At 58.7% G+C, this 17126-nt stretch carries 14 protein-coding genes; 9 read left to right on the forward strand and 5 right to left on the reverse strand.

Annotated elements, in window-relative coordinates:
* Positions 1-156: 156 nt before the first annotated feature.
* From Q0718_RS06030 to Q0718_RS06060, 7 genes are read left to right on the forward strand one after another with little or no spacing between them, the layout of a single operon-like run.
* Positions 157-438 carry a hypothetical protein gene (locus Q0718_RS06030; protein ID WP_298914985.1) on the forward strand — a complete coding sequence of 94 codons (282 nt, stop codon included), beginning with the start codon at positions 157-159 and terminating at the stop codon, positions 436-438.
* Entirely contained in the window at positions 435-800 is a 366-nt protein-coding gene (locus Q0718_RS06035; RefSeq protein WP_298914988.1) for a response regulator, read from the forward strand. The genes Q0718_RS06030 and Q0718_RS06035 overlap by 4 nt, the downstream gene beginning before the upstream one ends.
* A gap of 4 nt (positions 801-804) precedes the next feature.
* Positions 805-3099 (forward strand): chemotaxis protein CheA, encoded by a 2295-nt coding sequence (locus Q0718_RS06040; protein WP_298914991.1) that lies wholly within the window; start codon positions 805-807, stop codon positions 3097-3099.
* Positions 3092-3553 (forward strand): chemotaxis protein CheW, encoded by a 462-nt coding sequence (locus Q0718_RS06045; protein WP_298914993.1) that lies wholly within the window; start codon positions 3092-3094, stop codon positions 3551-3553. Before Q0718_RS06040 ends, Q0718_RS06045 begins: the two co-directional genes overlap by 8 nt.
* Entirely contained in the window at positions 3550-4428 is an 879-nt protein-coding gene (locus tag Q0718_RS06050) for a protein-glutamate O-methyltransferase CheR (RefSeq protein WP_298914995.1), read from the forward strand. The genes Q0718_RS06045 and Q0718_RS06050 overlap by 4 nt, the downstream gene beginning before the upstream one ends.
* Before the next feature lie 43 nt (positions 4429-4471).
* Positions 4472-4858 carry a response regulator gene (locus Q0718_RS06055; protein WP_298914998.1) on the forward strand — a complete coding sequence of 129 codons (387 nt, stop codon included), beginning with the start codon at positions 4472-4474 and terminating at the stop codon, positions 4856-4858.
* A 6-nt stretch (positions 4859-4864) separates the two neighbouring features.
* A complete protein-coding gene (locus Q0718_RS06060; RefSeq protein WP_298915001.1) occupies positions 4865-5269 on the forward strand; it encodes a hypothetical protein in 405 nt (134 codons plus the stop codon).
* A 10-nt stretch (positions 5270-5279) separates the two neighbouring features.
* Here the strand turns inward: Q0718_RS06060 and Q0718_RS06065 are convergent, their stop codons facing one another.
* The 4 genes from Q0718_RS06065 to Q0718_RS06080 form a co-directional block, all read right to left on the reverse strand.
* Positions 5280-5825, reverse strand: a complete 546-nt coding sequence (locus Q0718_RS06065; RefSeq protein ID WP_298915004.1) for a chemotaxis protein CheD — start codon at positions 5823-5825, stop codon at positions 5280-5282.
* Complete coding sequence (locus Q0718_RS06070) at positions 5822-6883, reverse strand: chemotaxis response regulator protein-glutamate methylesterase (protein WP_298915007.1); 1062 nt, start codon at positions 6881-6883, stop codon at positions 5822-5824. The genes Q0718_RS06065 and Q0718_RS06070 overlap by 4 nt, the downstream gene beginning before the upstream one ends.
* Complete coding sequence (locus tag Q0718_RS06075; RefSeq protein ID WP_298915010.1) at positions 6884-9979, reverse strand: methyl-accepting chemotaxis protein; 3096 nt, start codon at positions 9977-9979, stop codon at positions 6884-6886.
* Between the two features lie 192 nt (positions 9980-10171).
* On the reverse strand, positions 10172-11365 hold the full coding sequence (locus Q0718_RS06080) for an FAD-dependent monooxygenase (protein ID WP_298915013.1): 1194 nt from the start codon (positions 11363-11365) through the stop codon (positions 10172-10174).
* Positions 11366-11594: 229 nt separating this feature from the next.
* Here Q0718_RS06080 and Q0718_RS06085 point away from each other — a divergent pair, with 229 nt between their 5' ends.
* Both Q0718_RS06085 and Q0718_RS06090 read left to right on the forward strand, forming a co-directional pair.
* The gene (locus Q0718_RS06085) at positions 11595-14981 is read left to right on the forward strand and encodes an autotransporter domain-containing protein (RefSeq protein WP_298915016.1); all 3387 of its coding nucleotides are present in this window, start codon (positions 11595-11597) and stop codon (positions 14979-14981) included.
* 533 nt (positions 14982-15514) lie between these two features.
* Positions 15515-16120, forward strand: a complete 606-nt coding sequence (locus Q0718_RS06090) for a DUF6445 family protein (RefSeq protein WP_298915021.1) — start codon at positions 15515-15517, stop codon at positions 16118-16120.
* Between the two features lie 20 nt (positions 16121-16140).
* Here the strand turns inward: Q0718_RS06090 and Q0718_RS06095 are convergent, their stop codons facing one another.
* Positions 16141-17091 (reverse strand): LysR family transcriptional regulator, encoded by a 951-nt coding sequence (locus tag Q0718_RS06095; RefSeq protein ID WP_298915023.1) that lies wholly within the window; start codon positions 17089-17091, stop codon positions 16141-16143.
* Positions 17092-17126: the final 35 nt, after the last annotated feature.

A 17126-nucleotide genomic window follows, 5' to 3' on the forward strand; every position in this document is an offset into this window, starting at 1 on the left:
TCCGCGTCAGCCTGTCGTGACCGATTTCTACAATCTGAGATATTAAACCATTTTGAAAAGAGCCTGTTAACTATTCGGTGACACCAAGCGAAGTTCAAGAACGGGTAAACGCGGGGGGCAGCCGCGACCGTGGGGTGGAGCGGAGAATCAGACCGGATGGCTGACGTAAAAACTGTGGAGCTGGATGCCACTGGCCTGGTTCCCTTGTTCACGGATTTGATGCAATCGGTCACGGACGGCAGTCTGTCCGGATTGGTCATCGACACCGCTCATCACCGCGATTTCGGCACGCTGGACCTGCAAGCGCTGATCCAGATCGAAAGGCTTGCCCGCAGCAACGATATCGGTGTCGCCGTCGACGGTCTGAGCCCGGCTCAGCAGGCGATCCTCGGCGAACGGTTTACCAAATCCTCACTCAGCGATGCGGAAGTGTCATGACCATCAAAGTCCTAGCCATCGACGATTCACGAACGATCCGGTCGTTAATGAACGCGACCCTCACCGATGCGGGCTTCGATTCCTGCATTGCCGAGGACGGCGTGGACGGCCTGGCCAAAATGGAAGATTTTGCGCCCGACGTCATCATCACCGATCTGAACATGCCCAATCTCGACGGGTTCGGCGTCATCGACGGGGTGCGTAACCATCCGGTCCACGGCAGCTGTCCGGTTCTCGTGCTGACCACCGAGAGCTCGACGGAACTCAAGACGCGGGCACGGGATGCCGGCGCGACGGGCTGGATCGTCAAGCCGTTCGACCGGGACAGGCTCGTCGGTGCCATAAACCGGGTTGCGGGGTGATCTGATGGAGTTGGGGGACGAAATCAGGGACATCTTCTTCCTGGAATGCGCGGACTTGCTAGCCGAATTGAACGGCAAGCTTGCGGACATTCAAGGCGGGGCAAGCGATGTCGAGGATCTGAACGCGGTCTTCCGTGCGGTCCATTCCATCAAGGGCGGGGCGGGATCGTTCGACTTGCCCGACCTCGTCGGCTTCGCCCACATCTTCGAAAACGTGCTGGACCTTCTGCGGTCCGGCAAGGCGGAGATCGACGACGAGGTTACGGAACTGCTGCTGCAATCGGCGGATATTCTGACTGACCTCGTGGAATGGTCGCAAAGCGGCACCGAGATCGATCCCGACAGCTACAAACCCACGCTGAGTGCGCTGGAAGCCTATGAGAGCAGCAAGAAAAGCGATGACGATGCGGACGCGGAGATCGAAGACTTCGTCTTCGCTCCCATGGCCTTGGATATTGGCGGGCCAGGTCCGATCGATCTTCCGGATCTCGGCTTGCCCTTGGAACCAACGCCGACGGCGGGCCTGACTTTGAAATTCGCGCCGAGTGCGGCGCTCTACAAGGCGGGGCTGAACGCGTTCCGGCTGTTGGAAGACCTGATGGAGGCGGGGGCGCAGGATCTGCAGCTCCATGACGACGGCCTTCCCGACCGGGATGCGTTCGATCCGCAGGAAGTGTACCTTTATTGGACCATGCGGTTCCCGCCGGATGTCGCGCGCAGTACGGTCGAGGACCTGCTGTTTTTCGCGGCCGACAAATGCGAACTGGAATTCACAGAGGAGGCATTGCCCGCGGCACCGCCCCCTTTGCCTGATCTGCCTCTGCCCGACCTTTCAGAGGCCGTGACAGGGGCTGCAGCAGAAGCTGTGACAGAGGCCGAGATTTCCGTCCCAGATCTTCCTTCGCTCGGTGATCCGGTTGATGACCCGGAAGGAAAAGAGACTGGCGAAACCGGGACTGCGCAATCCGAAGCGGATCAACCGGCGAATGGCGGCGAGCCTTCCGAAGGGGATGAGGTCAAAGCGGAGAAAGCCGACGATGCCACCAAAAAGGCGGCGGCCGCGTCCACTCGCAAGGCGCCGCCCGCGACGATCCGTGTCGTGCTCGACAAGATCGATCGTTTGATCAACCAGGTCGGCGAATTGGTCATCACCCAAGCCATGCTAGACGAAACCATCACCGAAGCCGGACTGGAACGCGACCCGACGGTCATGTCCACGATCAATGACTTCCGGCAATTGACCATCGACATCCAGGAATCGGTCATGGCCATCCGCGCTCAGCCGATCCGTTCGCTGTTCCAGCGCATGGGCCGGGTCGTGCGCGAATCCGCACAGAAGGTCGGCAAGAACGCCAAGCTCGTCCTGGACGGCGAGTTCACGGAAGTGGACAATACCATCATCGAAAGCTTGGGCGATCCGCTGACGCACATGCTGCGCAATGCCGTCGATCACGGATTGGAGAAACCCGATCGTCGCGCCGAAGTCGGCAAGAGCGAGGTCGGCGAAGTCCGTCTGAGTGCGGCTCACCGCGGCGGCAAGGTCGTGATCGAAGTGGCCGATGACGGCGCCGGCGTCAATCGCGAGAAGGTCCGGTCCATCGCCGAAGAAAAGGGCTTGATCGAGCCCGGATCGATCATGAGCGACGCCGAGATCGACAACATCCTGTTCATGCCGGGCTTTTCCACGGCCGACAGCGTCTCGACCCTGTCGGGTCGCGGCGTCGGCATGGATGTCGTCAAACGCTCGATCCAGGACATTGGCGGCAAGGTCGTCATCCGCTCGACGCCCGGCGAAGGATCCTGCATCACCATCACCTTGCCTCTGACACTCGCCATCCTGGACGGGATGCTGGTACGCGTCGGCAAGGAAACGCTGGTTCTTCCCTTGACGTCTATCGTCGAGACGATCCTGGTATCGCCGAAATCGATTCACGGCATGGGAACGGGAGGGCGCATGGTCGATGTGCGCGGATCTCTATTGCCGCTGATCGACCTGGCGGGTCAACTGGGTTTCGAAACGGACCGGGCGGCCGATGCGCCCACGGTCGTCGTCATCGTGGAGGCCGACGGTCAACGCTGGTGCGCCTTGCAGGTCGATGCGATCATCGATCAGCGCCAGGTCGTCATCAAGAGCCTGGAAGAGAATTTCGGCCATGTGGATTCCATTTCCGCCGCCACGATCCTGGGCGACGGACGGCTCGCCCTCATCATCGACACGGAACAATTGTCGGATCTGATGGTCTCGCGCCTGACGGAGCAGCCATCGACAGAACCCAAGAAGGAGCTGGCCCATGGGTGAGACAGGCGAAGAGACGAACCGCGCCGAATTCGTGACATTCACGGTTGGCGAGCAGAGGTTCTGCATCGACATCATGTCGCTGCGCGAGATCCGCGGCTGGAGCCCGGCGACGCCGCTGCCCGACACGCCCGACTACGTGCTGGGTGTCGTCAATCTGCGCGGCACGGTCCTGCCGATCATCGATCTGGCCGAACGGTTCGGATTGCCGGGCGCAGAGCCGAACGCACGCAGCATCATCATGATCACCAATGTCGACGGCAAGCTGGCCGGCCTGTTGGCCGACAGCGTGTCGGACATCATCACGATCGATCCGTCCGAGGTCCAGGCCGCGCCGAACTACAAGGAAGATTCGCGCAGCATGTACGTTGCAGGGCTCGTCGCCCGTGACGATGAAATGATCGGTCTGGTTTCTCTGCCCGACGTCGTCGGACATCAGGCACTGGTCGCGGCATGAGCGCGGCACTGGCCATACCGCCCGACGCTGCGCAGGCCCGGCCCAATCACTTCCCTTTGGAAGTGTCGGAATACCAGCGCATCGTCGCCCGTCTGGAAAACATGACGGGGATCACGATGGGCGCCGACAAGCGCACGCTGGTCCATTCCCGATTGCAGCGGCGCATCCGGGCATTGGCCTTGCCGGGATTCCGCGACTATTGCGATCTTCTGGAACGACCCGAAGGGCAGGTGGAGCAGACGCATTTCGTCAACGCGCTGACGACGAATCTGACGAGCTTCTTCCGCGAGTCGCATCATTTCAAGCATTTCGTCGAAGAGGCCGTTCAGCCTATGCTGCCCGAGCTGAAATCCGGTCGGAAACTGCGCATCTGGTCGTCAGGGTGCTCCACCGGCGAAGAACCGTTCTGCATCGCGATGATGCTCCTGTCGGTCTTTCCGCAGGCTTTTGACCGCAACGCCCGCATCCTGGCGACGGATATCGACTCCAGCGTTCTGCGCACGGCGTTCAACGGAGAATATTCGCAGGAACGCATGAAAGGCGTGCCGGACCCGCTCTTGCAGAAATTCTTCGCCGCCGGCGGCAGCGAAGATGCGCCCGGTTACCGCGTCAATGACGAGGTCCGTCGCCTGATCGCCTTCCGCAAACTGAACCTGAATGCGTCCAGCTGGCCCATGCGCGGCAAATTCGACATGATCTTCTGCCGTAACACGCTGATCTATTTTGACGACGACCGGCAGAGCCGGATCCTGAAACGCTACCGCGACATAATGAAACCGGGCGGTCATCTCTATCTCGGACATTCCGAGCGCCTGTCCGGACCTGCCGAAAAATCGTTCAAACGAGTCGGCACAACGATTTTCCAAGCTGTGTGACGCGACGCGCGTCACCGAAGCCAATGCCGAAAGAGGTCCGAAAATGAGCTTGAAAGACGCGCTGACCGTTCTCGTGGTCGATGACATGGCGACGAGTCGCGGCCTGATCATCCAGGCCTTGACCGATATCGGCATCAAGAAAGTGTCCTGGGAGCGAGACGGCGACGCGGCTTTCCGCAGCTTGCAGAACCAACCCGTGCATTTGATCGTGTCGGACCAGAACATGCCCGGAATGACCGGGCTGCAGCTCCTTCACTCGGTGCGCAACTACACACCGACGGCCAAGACCGGTTTCATTCTCGTAACCGGGAGTCCGGACCCGAAAGTCCTGCAGCAAGGCGTACAGATCGGATTGAACAACTATCTGACGAAGCCGTTCACGACGGCGCAGATGAAAGCGTGCCTGGAACGCGTCGTCGGGAAACTCTGACCCACAATGTCCGAACCCAGACTAAAATCCGTACCGTCGGGACCCTGCCAGCCGGAAAGCCCTGACTTGCGCGACATTCTCGACTGGTTGTCCGATGAGCTCGCCGGGGTCCGGAACACGATAGGAAATCTGCAAGCCACATTGGCCGATGTCGCGCAGGACGCGATGCGCAAGAGCCCGGCCGAATTCCAGGCTCTGGACCTGGTCACGCAGAAGGCGGAAAACCTGTCGCGTCTCGTCGGACTATTGTCCGATCGAACGGGATGCGAGACTGTCGACCGCGCGGATGAACTGATGGATGCTTTGACCCTGGGCGAGTTACGTCAAAGGCTGGGCCAAAGGATCGGCCGCATCGACGCGGTCGCACCGGAAAGCGGCACGCCCGTTGCCGGAGAAATCGATCTGTTCTGAGAATAGCGGCCTAGAAAAGCTCGACTTCACCCGTTTGCGCCGGAATCGGAGCCGGGGCCGGTCTCTTGGCAATCGCGTCGGCGCTATCGGCGATCCGCTTCACGCGCGCCTTGCCCGTTGCGGGCTGGAATTGGATTCTTTGGGCTTTGGTGCCGCGCAGCGCATTGCCGATGCAGGGAATGGCTTCGCTGATCAGGAATCCTTCGGCAAGTTGCGCGTTCTTGGCGCCGATGTCGCTCAACCCTTTGGTCAGGCAATTCCCGCCGAACAGCTTCGCCTGTAGCCGACTCTTACGCGCGCCGATGCCCAGCAAGCGGTTGATGAGCAATTCCATCTGGTTGATGCCGTAGAGCGCTGTCTGTTCGCCCGCATTCGGATCGTCCGGCAAGAGGAAATGGTTCATGCCGCCGACACGGGCGACGGGATCGAAAATGCAGGCCGAGACACAGGATCCCACCAGCGTCGTCATGACGACACCGGACTCGTCGCTGACCTTCACCTCGCCTTGCGTCAGGTGAACCGTACGGAGCGACTGGCCATCCGTGTTCCAACTCATGGGGCGGCCTGTGGTGGCGACGCCAGTCTGGAGCAGGCGTCCAGCATGGCATCGGCGAGGTCGGATAGGGGAAGTTGCTCGCCGACGGCGCCGAGTTCGAACGCTACCTTGGGCATGCCGTAGACTGTGGATGATGCCCGGTCCTGGCCAAAGGTGCGGGCGCCGCTTTCGCGCATCTCCAGCAGTCCGGCCGCACCGTCACGGCCCATGCCCGTCAGGATAGTGCCGACGGCCCTTTTTCCGATGGCGGCCGCGACTGAACTCAACAGGACGTCCACGGAAGGACAATGCGCTCGGTCTGGCGACCGCGTGACAAGACGGATGCGATGGGCCGTGCGTGGGGACAGAGCCATATCGAGATCGCCGCCCGGCGCGAAACGGATCTGTCCGGGCTGAAGGGTTTCGCCTTCGCGTGCCACCTTGACGTCCGGTGCGATGGTGCGGTCCAGCCGATCGGCGAAGGACTGGATGAAGGCGGCCGGCATGTGCTGGGCAATGACAACGGGGGGGCAGTTTGCGGGAAAATCCGCCAGAAGTTCGCACAGCGCGTCCACCCCGCCTGTCGAGGATCCGATCGCGATCAAGGCGTTGCGCTTGAACAGATGGGCGGAGGCGGCCTGGCCTGACGCGGCCGAACCGGACGTTCTGGGTTTGCGGGCTGCGATCGACGATGCGGCCGCGGCCCGAACCAGACCCGGCAGATCGGACAGGGCCTCGATGATGTTGCCACTGGACGGTTTCTGCAGACAGTGGAATGCACCGTTGCTCAACGCCGTCACGGCGCTGTCGCTGCCTTCGGCGGTCGAACTGGACAGCATGATGACCGGCATGGGGCGGAGCGTCATGATCTTGTCGAGGAAGTCGAGCCCGTTCATGCCGGGCATCTCGATGTCCAGCGTGATGACATCCGGATCGAGTTCCTTGATGAGGCGGCGAGCCTCCATCGCATCCGCCGCCTCGCCAACGACCCGTATGGACGGATCCTGGCGGACGACGGATTTGACAACGGCTCTCAGGGTCGCCGAATCATCGACGATCAGCAGCGAGACGGAAGACAATTAGAACTCCTGCCAGTCCTGGTCGCCGTCAAAGTCGGGGTCGACCTTCACGGCCGCGGACCCGCTGGAAAAATAGGCCTTGGCCCGTTCCTGCTGCGCATGCACCGGGTTCGCCCCGTTATTGGCGGCGACCGGTGCGGCCTGTGTCTCTGCGACCTGCGATGCGTCGATCCGGAACTTCGCGACCAGGGCGCTCAGATTCTCGGTCTCGCTGCTCAGCGCATGGCAGGCCGCGGTCGATTCTTCCACCATGGCCGCGTTGCGTTGCGTCACGCGGTCCATGTCGGTGACGGCCGTGTTGACCTCGGCCAGGCCCGTAGCCTGTTCCTTCGCCGACGTGGTGATGTCGCTGACGAGCGCATCGATGCTGATGACCTGCTCCACGATCTTTTGCAGCGCTTCGCCGGTCTTGTCGACGAGCGAGACGCCGGATTCGACATGGTGCGAGCTGGCGGAAATCAAGTCCTTGATGTCCTTTGCGGCGTCAGAAGATCGTTGCGCAAGAGCCCGCACTTCGGAGGCCACGACGGCGAAGCCGCGACCGGCTTCTCCGGCCCGGGCGGCTTCCACGCCGGCATTGAGGGCCAAAAGATTGGTCTGGAAGGCGATTTCGTCGATGACGCCGATGATCTGGGAGATCTTCTCGGACGATTCCTTGATGGATCCCATGGCGTCCACCGTGGACTGGACGACGTCGCCGCCCGCTTCCGCGTCAGACTTGGCTTCCGAGACCACGCTCCGGGCCTCTTCGGCCGCGCTGGCGCTCTGCTGCACGGTCGTCGTGATCTCGTTCAAGGCTGCAGCCGTTTCTTCCAGCGAAGCGGCCTGGTTCTCCGTGCGCTTGGACAGATTGTCCGAAGCACGGCTCAGCTCGACCGACCCGGTCTTGATGTTCACGGTCGCGCCGGAGATCTGGCTCACCGTGCTGGACAGTTGCTGCACGGTCGCGTTGAAGTCGGACCGCAACCCTTCATAGTCCGCGTCGAATTCCTTATCGATGGTTTGCGTCAGGTCGCCGTTGGCCAATGACTTCAAACCGCGCGCAAGTTCCGTGACCACGAGGCTCTGCACCTCGGAACGACGCGCCAGTTCGCGCTCCTGGGCCTCGCGCGATTTACGGACTTCCGTGACATCGCTGGCGATCTTGACGACCTTGTAGGTCTTTCCGGCCGAGTTCTTGACGGCATTATACGTCGCATCGAGCCAAAGCTCGTCGCCGGCCTTGTTGCGGCGCTCGAACGTGTCCTGAATCGTGTGGCCTTCTGCCAGATCGTTCCAGAACTTAGCATATTCCGGCGTGTTGACATGCTTGGGCGGCATGAAAATCCGGTGATGCTTGCCGACAATTTCGTCGAGCGAGTAGCCTGTGGCGGCCAGAAAGTTCTGGTTTGCCGAGATGATCGTGCCGTTGGCTTGGAATTCGATCATGGCTTGGGAATGTTCGATGGCGTTGAGAATGCCGGCATTCAACCGGTCTCCTGTCACATTGTCCCATTGCAGAATGTTGCCGATATATTCGCCTTTGGTGTCAAACACACCGGTTATGCTCAAATGGAAGGTGAGCTGACCAACAAGGATGTCCGTTTCGAAGGGCAAATTGGCTGGATTTTCGAGAATGCGACGTTGATGAGATGGATCCTTGTGGAAGGTGTCGATACTCGTTCCGACGATCTTCTCCGGATTGAATTTAGGCCATTCCTTGCGGAAAACATCGATGTTTTCGTCGAAAAGTTCCATCGTGGCCGTATTGGCATAGGTGATTTCGAGGTCACGGTTGACGATCATCATGGGGTTATTGGTCGAGTCGAACACTGCGCCCTTGAACAGCATGATTTCGTTGAATTCCTGGTCTTTTTCAAACGTCGCCCGGAACTCACCCAGCGAGTTCGCCATATCGCCGATCTCATCCTTGCGCTTGCCGCCGGGAACCAAGGTCTTGATATCGCCATCGGCCAGAGACTTCATGCGCTCGTTGATCTTCAAGATCGGTCCAGAGATGCTGCGACCCAAGAGAATGCCGCCAATGATCAGGATCAGTGCCGACACACCGAGTACGATCACGACATAGTTGCGGAGTTTCGTGATGTTGGCAAAGATCTCCGACTGGTCCTGTTGCGCGATCAGACCCCATTCCAACCCATTCGTCTGAAACGGTCGGAAGGCTGAGACCGTTTCGACGCCGTTGAAATCCGTATGGATGCCGGACCCGGAATCTCCGCCGAGGGCGCGTGCGGCCGGAACCGTATCGACCTTTTTCGCCAGAATGGATGCCGTGTCTCCAGCGATATGGCCGGAGCGCATGTGCTGGTTCGGGCCGACGGCATAGATCAGACCGGTTTCGCCGAGACCCATTCCCGGCAACATGATCGCATTTACGCGGTCGATCGGCATCTGATAGGCCAGCACGCCGATCGTGCGTCCGGCCTCGTTCTTCACCGGCGTCGAGAGGAAGCCGGCAGGGGCGTCCGCGCTCGGTGCGTAAGGAGCGAAATCGAACACCGCCGTGCCTTCGGACATTTTGACGGCTTCGCGGAAAGCGCGGCCGAGGTCCGATGATGCATAGGCGCCCCCTTCGAAATTGGTCGCGAAATCGGATTCCTTGTAGACCGAATAGATCAAGTCGCCGTTCATGCCGAACAGGAAGACGTCGTGATAACCCTTGTCCTTCAGCAGCGCTCTGAAGAAGGGATGATATGCGGCGTGGACGTCGCTATAGGCCGACCCGTCATTTCCGGCATCCAGCATGTCTTTCTGACCCACCGGATGCGGATTGCCGCTGATGTAGATGGACTGCAGTGTCTGCGTCTGACCGGATTCGAGATCCGACCAGGCCTGACTGAAATCGCGGATCGCCGACCTGACGGCAGGATTCTGGGCCTGGGTCTGGATGTCGCGGTCGATTTCGCCGAACAGGTCGTTCATGGCGACCGACTTCGCCTCCAGAACCGCTTCCAGTTTGTTCTTGGAGGCCTGTTCGAGGCTCGACTTGGCCTGGTAGTAGCTGAAACTCGCCATGACGCATGCGGTGATGAGGCCGAAGGCCGTCACTGCAAGCGTGATGCGGTTCGAAAGGCTGTTCAATTTGATCGTTTTCATGGCCCCTGCCCGATTCTTTCGCATATCGGTCCGACCATCCCCCATGGCGGCCGGACAACATGCCTGACAGGCGGACATGTCCGACTTTATTGTAAATAAAAGACTTACAAGGCCCTTTAGATTCCCAGACAGCCGAAGAAAGCAATTTCCGAGCGAAGATTTTCAAGGCGCACTTTTCCGAGGAGCTTCATCTCAAGCCGTGACGTCATGCCCATAGATCGGGTCGAAACGGCGAAGCGCCGTTTCCGGTCGAACCCGTCCCACTGTCCAGATCGGCGCATATGTCGCCAACTGCGACAGCGTGTTTCGCCGATGAAACAATCCGGCATTGACGCGCGACCGTGACTGCATGGCTGTCGCGCGCGCCAATCGCCGGTTTTGGTAACGTTGCAGCGCGACGGCAACCGCATCGCCCTGGTCCCGACCCTCCGTCAGACACCGGGCGAGCGTCCAGCCGTCTTCGATCGCCATGGCCGCGCCCTGGGCTATGAAAGGGAGCATCGGATGGGCAGCATCTCCCAGAAGGGCGACCCGGCCATCGGTCCAGCGCGGCAAGGGCGGTCGGTCGAACAAGGCCCACCGGAACAAGGCGTCGCTCTGTTCGATCAATTGCGTGATCCGGGGATGCCAACCTTCGAAGTCCGCCAGGGCGCTTTTCCTGTCGCCAGTCTGGCTCCAGCTTTCCTCCGTCCAAGTGCGCTGTTCGACGACGCCGACGAAGTTGGCATGGGTGCCGCCTTTGAGCAGATATGTCACAGCATGCCGGCCGCGGCCCATCCAGGCGCAGGCGACCCTATCCGGTGCATTGCTTCCAAGGCGGGATACGGGAACGACCGTTCGCCACGCGACATTCCCCGTGAAAACAGGCGCGTCCGGACCGATCATCTGTGCCCGGATGGCCGAATGGATGCCGTCGGCGCCGATCAGGACGTCTCCAGCGATCTCGCTGCCGTCCTGGAGACGGGCGCGAATACCGCTTTCATCGCATTGATAGCTTTCTACGCTGGCCCCGAGCTGAATCGAACCGGGTGCGCGCTCGTCGAGCGCGGACTGGAGCGTTTCGATCAGGTCGGCCCGGTGGATGTGAAGGTAGGGCGCGCCCCAGCGTTGCCGCGCCGCCTCGCCGAGTTCCGTTCGGATCAATCGCAGGCCGCTGACGCCCATGCGCAATTCGATGGCTTCGGGTTCGACACCGCGCACGGTCAACGCGGGGTCGAGGCGGAGCGCTTTCATGACCTGCATGGCATTGGGGCTGAGCTGTATCCCCGCGCCGACTTCACCGATCTCCGGCGCCCGTTCGACGACCCTCACGGTGTAACCATGCTCGACCAAGCTCAACGCAGCCGTCAAACCCCCGATCCCGCCGCCGGCAATCAGGATTTTCATGGTTGTAAGCACCATAAAGTTTACATCGAAAGAAGCCCAGAAAAGTCAATGTGACCAATGGCAGGTGCCTGCTATCGAGGGAAAAGTGCTTGTCGGTCAAGGTGATCCGCTTTGGTAAAGCATCCATCAAGGATTTCGAATTCCAATGTGACGTAATACATAGACAAGTTGCGAACCTTCAGGTTACTAAAACTTCAGTTTAGTGTCACATTGAAGGGGTTTAATTCTGATGCCGACTAAGAAAAGCCACAGTAAGTTTCTGGCCAATGGCGCCGCAACGTTCGTTCTAGCGAGCCTGATCCACGCGCCTTTGGCGAATGCGGTCGTGCCGAACGACAATACGAATTCCGAGGAAATCGTCGACACGGAAGGCGGAGTAAACGGAGTCGGCATGTTTTTCAGTGGCGGCAGCTGCACGGGAACTCTGATCAATCCGAGAACGGTTTTGTTTGCGGCCCATTGCGTTAATGATCGGCCTGAAAATGCCTATGGATCAACGAGGGCTGCGGCGTTTGCATTCGACGTAGATGCGTTACCAGGTTTGCTAAACTGGATCCAGAACGGATTTGCCAGCAATCCTGATCTGTTCGTCTACAACATTAATCGGATATCCTACGATCCGCGGTCGCTCGACAATCCAGCCGCCCGCGGTTTTCTGGAAGCCGACATCGCTCTGGCGACTCTCGACACGCCGGCAGCCAACGTACCGGCTTGGGCCATGCTATTCTCTGCTCTGCCTGTTCCGGACGCCCTGACCATCGAAAGCGGAACCGGTTATCACGTTAACATAACGGGCTACGGACGAACCGGAAGCGGGACGACCGGTTCGTCGACGCCCGTAGATTTCCGTCGCCGTGCCGCCGAAAACTATATCGGCGCTTTGACGTCTCTTAACCAGAGAAGTGAATTTCTATTTGGTAATGGCGATAGAGGCTTGCCGCAGAACCTCTACATCACGGATTTCGACGACCCGAACCAGAATTCCGGCACTGATTTCAATGTCCATCTCGACAATGCTCTGCCCAATGAAGGCACAACCGCATCAGGTGATTCTGGCGGCCCGCTCATTCTCGATGCGGCCAATAACGCCATTACCGATATGGACATCGTAATCGGCGTCCTCTCCGGCGGCTCCACATTTCTCAATGGACAACCAGGTTCAAGCTATGGCTCCACGACCCTCTATCAGCCGCTTTATGCATTCTACGAATATATTGCCGCAAACAATCCGTACAAATATGTGGGCGCGCGTGCCGGCGACGGCAATTGGGAAGATCAATCCCACTGGGTGACGAATCTTGATCCGAACTACTACATCATCGATGAAAACGGCGCTGTCGTGAACGGCTTTCCCGATGTGCCGGAACAGGGCGTCAATGCCACGGACGGCGACTTCGGAGCGACTTGCGTCCAGTTCGACCGGTCACAACCCGGGAACTGCCGCGATATGTCCACCGGTGAAGACTTCACGACGGACAATCCTCCCGGACCGTCTGATGCACAAGCCGCCACTGGAGTCGTCGAGGGTGCCGGAACGTCCAGTGGTCTTGTCGAAGGGCTTGAGGCTTCTCTGCCCGGTGACATCACCCTCGATGACGTTATAAACATCGCCAGCGACGGTATTGTCAGCGAGTATCGCTATCAGCAGCGGGCCGTAAACCTGGAAGTGGATTCTGCATCCGTTGCACAGGCTGCGCCCTCGGCCGATCTTCCCGCCCCCACGATTGACAATGGGTTGGCCGGTGCCACAGACTTCGTTCCAGATAACCGCAACCCGGATGCGGCCGCTGGTGTCAACGGCCGCTACTTCGATGTCACCTTGTCGGCCGATGGCACGACGACACTCAATAGCACGGTAACGATCGACCGTTTGACGGTCAGCGGCGCGAATGCGGGGCTGACCATCGCGCCCGATGGCTCGTTGACCAGCCTGATGGATGTGAAACAAACTGCGGGATTGGTGAGTGTCGGCGGGACTCTGTCCAGCGTGGGCGACTATCTTCTGATGAGCGGCATGCTTACCGGATCCGGTACGGTGCAGACGCCGTTTCTGACGAATGTCATGGGGGCGATCGCGCCCGGCACAATGGGTGGAATCGGCACCTTGACCATTGACGGCAGTGCCGTGCTTGCATCCGCATCCACCTTGATCATCGACATCGGGGCGGACGGCGTCAACGACCGGCTCTTCGTGACGGGAGACTCCAGTCTCGGCGGCCGGGTGGTTTTCGCCCCGAACGCTGACGTACGCGCAGGCAACAGCTACACCTTCTTGACGACAGGAGGTACGCAAGCCGGAACGTTCGAGACTGATCAAGTCAGTGCAATTCTGCGATCCGTACTCAGCTATGGTGAAAACTCGGTCATGGCGCGGATCGAAGCAGGCGACTATCTCGACGTGATTGCCTCGAACAGTTCTGTTCAGTCCGGTTACGCGCAGCTCTTGGATGCATCACGGGGGGCGGACGCCCTGGATCCGCTATTCGCTGCGCTCGACTTGGCAACGGCAGAAACGATCCAATCCACATTACAAAGCTGGGCGCCCGTATCGGAGACGACAAACCGTAGCCTCGCCAAGGCAAGCCTCGATTTTCAGGCGAACTTCCATCGGGGTCGCATGAGCAGATTCAATGGCGGAAATTGGGGAGGAAAAGTCACCGTCATGGGCAGCCCCATCATGTTGGCTTCCAATGCGGACGCCCTAAGCGCCGTATCCGGAGAGACTTTGATGGCCGCCGCCAATGGGGGGTCCATACGTCAGACCGCCAATATTCCGGACGACTACGAAGTCTTCTTGTCAGGCGCCTTCATCGACGGCGATGCAGAGACTCTTTCGACCGGACAAGCCGCAAATCCGGAAGACGACTTCGACGGTTGGTCGGTCGCCGCCGGCATCGAACGCAAAATGTCCGACCTAGTGAGTGTCGGCGCGTCGTTAAACTATACAACGCTGGATGCAGACAGTCCTGTCGGCAATGTGGCGGATAGCGATTACTTCGCCGGGGCGGTTTACGGACAACTCCGATCATCGGTTGGCATGGTCCTGGACGGCTTAGTTAGTTTGGGATCGTACGGAACCGAGACGTCGCGCATTGTCACGGCGCCAGGTCTTGGAACCAATACGCTGACATCCGATGACAGCAGCTTGGCTTTCACAGCCGACTTGCTCGTGTCTCGTCCGATCGAAATGGAGGCAGTCATCGTGTCTCCGCGCTTCGGTCTTCGCAATACAATCATTGATTTCGATGATATTCGAGAAGAAGGCGGCGCTCTCGCTTTGGATATCGACCGCGACAAGTTCCATAGCACGCAAGCCAGGCTCGGCCTTGCTGTCGGATCGAAGCCGACATTGCAATACAGTTTTCAGCTCACGGGTGATTTCGTGGCGGAACTCGAAGATCGCGATGACGACTTCACGGCAGGGTTCGCCGCAACGAACGGTTCCGTCAACGCTCTGTTTCCAATTGTCGCAACAGACCAAGATTGGTTCGAACTCGGCGCATCAGTCGGCTTCGATCTTGGTCAAACGCGGATCTCGCTTTCCGCCGATACGACGGTCGACCGCTCGGACATTGATGCCCAGTCCTATAGGGCAAGCGTAAGTTACACATTTTAAGTGACATCTTCGCGAACCCTGAAACGAAAGAAGAGGTGCTGGTCCGCTAGCGCCCCTCTTCGTTTCGCAGAAAGTTCGGCATGAGTTTTTTTGCCACGCTGTCCACCCAAGCAGGGTTTATCATCACAGCGGTTCTTATCGCTTCCTGCGCGCGACTGCCCTCTGCCGATAGGTCCATTGATGTGTCTGTTCCACAAAATCGGACTGATATCGAAGTTATAGATCCTGAGTTGGAAAAGGAGGCCATAATCGAAGAAGATATTATCAATCAGACTGTCTACTGGGCCGAGGAATTGAACTTACCTGTCTATAATGGTGAGAAAACACAGACGCGGACTTTGCGATTGCAAACGCGTGTAGTCGTCTATGAACGACAGGGCCGGTATGGTCGCATTCACCCTGAACGGGATGAATGGGTCGATCTGTCATGTTTCAGTCGGACCGAGCCTGAACGACCCCTCGTGCAGCCACGCTACGAGTCAGGTCCGGAGCCCATAACCCTCCCTGTACCGGACTCGGACTGATACAGCGCGATGCGCCCTGACTTCTTGATCATCGATGATTTCCTTTCGAACCCTCTGGACGTTCGAAAGCAGGCTTTGCAACTCGATTACGACCCCGCACTTAAAAAAGGAAACTATCCGGGTCTGCTCTCGGCATCGCCACTCGGCGTAGAGCCGATCGAACAGACTGTGTCAGAGGTCATGGGGATAGATTTGGTGAACGCACCTGGTACGTCTCACGGACATTGCCGCCTCACGCTTGCAGGCGAAAAAGGGCGCAGCGGCGTTCATGTCGACCCCTGTTATTATTCAGGCATTCTGTACCTAAGCCTGCCGGAACATTGCCGCGGCGGCACGGACTTCTTCCGCCATCGGCGAACCGGCCTCGAAGCCGTACCAGCTACGACGACAAAGTTAATGGCCAGCGGCTATTCGGATCCGAATCTTCTTATCGAGGACGTCGTCAACAAGGATACAAAACAACCAAGTAAGTGGGAGCGGACACTCAGAGCCCCGATGCGCTTCAATCGTCTTATTCTATTCAATCCCTGGATGTTTCACAATTCCGGCCCGGGTTTCGGACGGACACCGGAAACGGGACGATTGGTCTGCCTCTTGTTTTTCGCCGCGAAATGACAGCACATGGCGGCTATCCGTCAGGATTCCCGAACCGGCATGACCGAATTTTTCAGTAACGTCCAAATCGTCTGCGCGATCGGGTTCTTGTTGCGGGACGAGCGGTAAATGCAAATCGTGACAGAAGTCGAATAGTTCTCGCTCATCTTCACGAGACCATAGTCCGAAGCCGTTCCAGGCGCGACGGTTTCCGGCAAAAATGCCAGACCGAGGCCGTGTTGTGCGGCCGTAAAGACACTTTCAGCCAGTGAAGCTCGGTAAACAGGTTTAAGCCTTTTTCTAAATGGCGCGCGCGACAGGCAATGATCCACGACGCGAGCCATATAAGTTGCCGGAGCATAATCCAGATAATCGATATCACGTCCGATAGACCTTTCCAATTCCGGGTCTTGTAGGGACAGGCTCTGATACGGATGTATCCAGTGTCGGCTAAGTTCGAGTTTCGGGAAATCGTTATGGTCGATCCCCATCGGAACGGATGGATGGTCGTAGCAGATAAAGAAGTCGCTATTGCCGTTGGCTAAGCTAATCAGGTAATCTTCAACCGACCGCAGATCTGCGATAATGGATGCGGAAAAGTGATCGGTTTGCTCCTGCAAGCGGGATATAAGTGAAGGCACATAGCTCAGTGTCAGCGTATGGAGGCTGGCAATCGTGACGCTTCTGTCGCCGAGCCGCGCCAGTTCGCTGGTCATGGCCTGCGCTTCGTAGGCTTTCGCGACAACTTGGCGGGCAGTCGGCATGAAGACTTCTCCCGCCGAAGTCAGCCGGATAGGATGGCTCGAACGGTCGAACAGTTCGGCCCCAAGCCACGTTTCCAGCGATTGTATGCGTCGGCTGAGAGCGGACTGTGTGATGAATCTTTCAGCAGATGCCCGGGCAAAGTGTCCCTTTTCTGCAACAGTGATAAAATCCTCAACCCACTTAAGCTCCAAAACAAACGCCTTTTCAATGCATTGCGATTTATGCATTGGCTGTCGCACATTATGAACTGGAATGCAAAACC

The sequence above is a fragment of the uncultured Algimonas sp. genome (assembly GCF_947498175.1).
GTDB lineage: Bacteria > Pseudomonadota > Alphaproteobacteria > Caulobacterales > Maricaulaceae > Litorimonas.

Bases quoted from the DNA above. Each gene is read 5' to 3' on its own strand.
- Q0718_RS06060 (WP_298915001.1), top strand. From the start codon at position 4,865: ATGTCCGAACCCAGACTAAAATCCGTACCGTCGGGACCCTGCCAGCCG.
- Q0718_RS06045 (WP_298914993.1), top strand. From the start codon at position 3,092: ATGGGTGAGACAGGCGAAGAGACGAACCGCGCCGAATTCGTGACATTC.
- Q0718_RS06080 (WP_298915013.1), bottom strand. From the start codon at position 11,365: ATGAAAATCCTGATTGCCGGCGGCGGGATCGGGGGTTTGACGGCTGCG.
- Q0718_RS06040 (WP_298914991.1), top strand. From the start codon at position 805: ATGGAGTTGGGGGACGAAATCAGGGACATCTTCTTCCTGGAATGCGCG.
- Q0718_RS06075 (WP_298915010.1), bottom strand. From the start codon at position 9,979: ATGAAAACGATCAAATTGAACAGCCTTTCGAACCGCATCACGCTTGCA.
- Q0718_RS06065 (WP_298915004.1), bottom strand. From the start codon at position 5,825: ATGAGTTGGAACACGGATGGCCAGTCGCTCCGTACGGTTCACCTGACG.
- Q0718_RS06090 (WP_298915021.1), top strand. From the start codon at position 15,515: ATGCGCCCTGACTTCTTGATCATCGATGATTTCCTTTCGAACCCTCTG.
- Q0718_RS06085 (WP_298915016.1), top strand. From the start codon at position 11,595: ATGCCGACTAAGAAAAGCCACAGTAAGTTTCTGGCCAATGGCGCCGCA.
- Q0718_RS06050 (WP_298914995.1), top strand. From the start codon at position 3,550: ATGAGCGCGGCACTGGCCATACCGCCCGACGCTGCGCAGGCCCGGCCC.
- Q0718_RS06055 (WP_298914998.1), top strand. From the start codon at position 4,472: ATGAGCTTGAAAGACGCGCTGACCGTTCTCGTGGTCGATGACATGGCG.
- Q0718_RS06030 (WP_298914985.1), top strand. From the start codon at position 157: ATGGCTGACGTAAAAACTGTGGAGCTGGATGCCACTGGCCTGGTTCCC.
- Q0718_RS06095 (WP_298915023.1), bottom strand. From the start codon at position 17,091: ATGCATAAATCGCAATGCATTGAAAAGGCGTTTGTTTTGGAGCTTAAG.
- Q0718_RS06035 (WP_298914988.1), top strand. From the start codon at position 435: ATGACCATCAAAGTCCTAGCCATCGACGATTCACGAACGATCCGGTCG.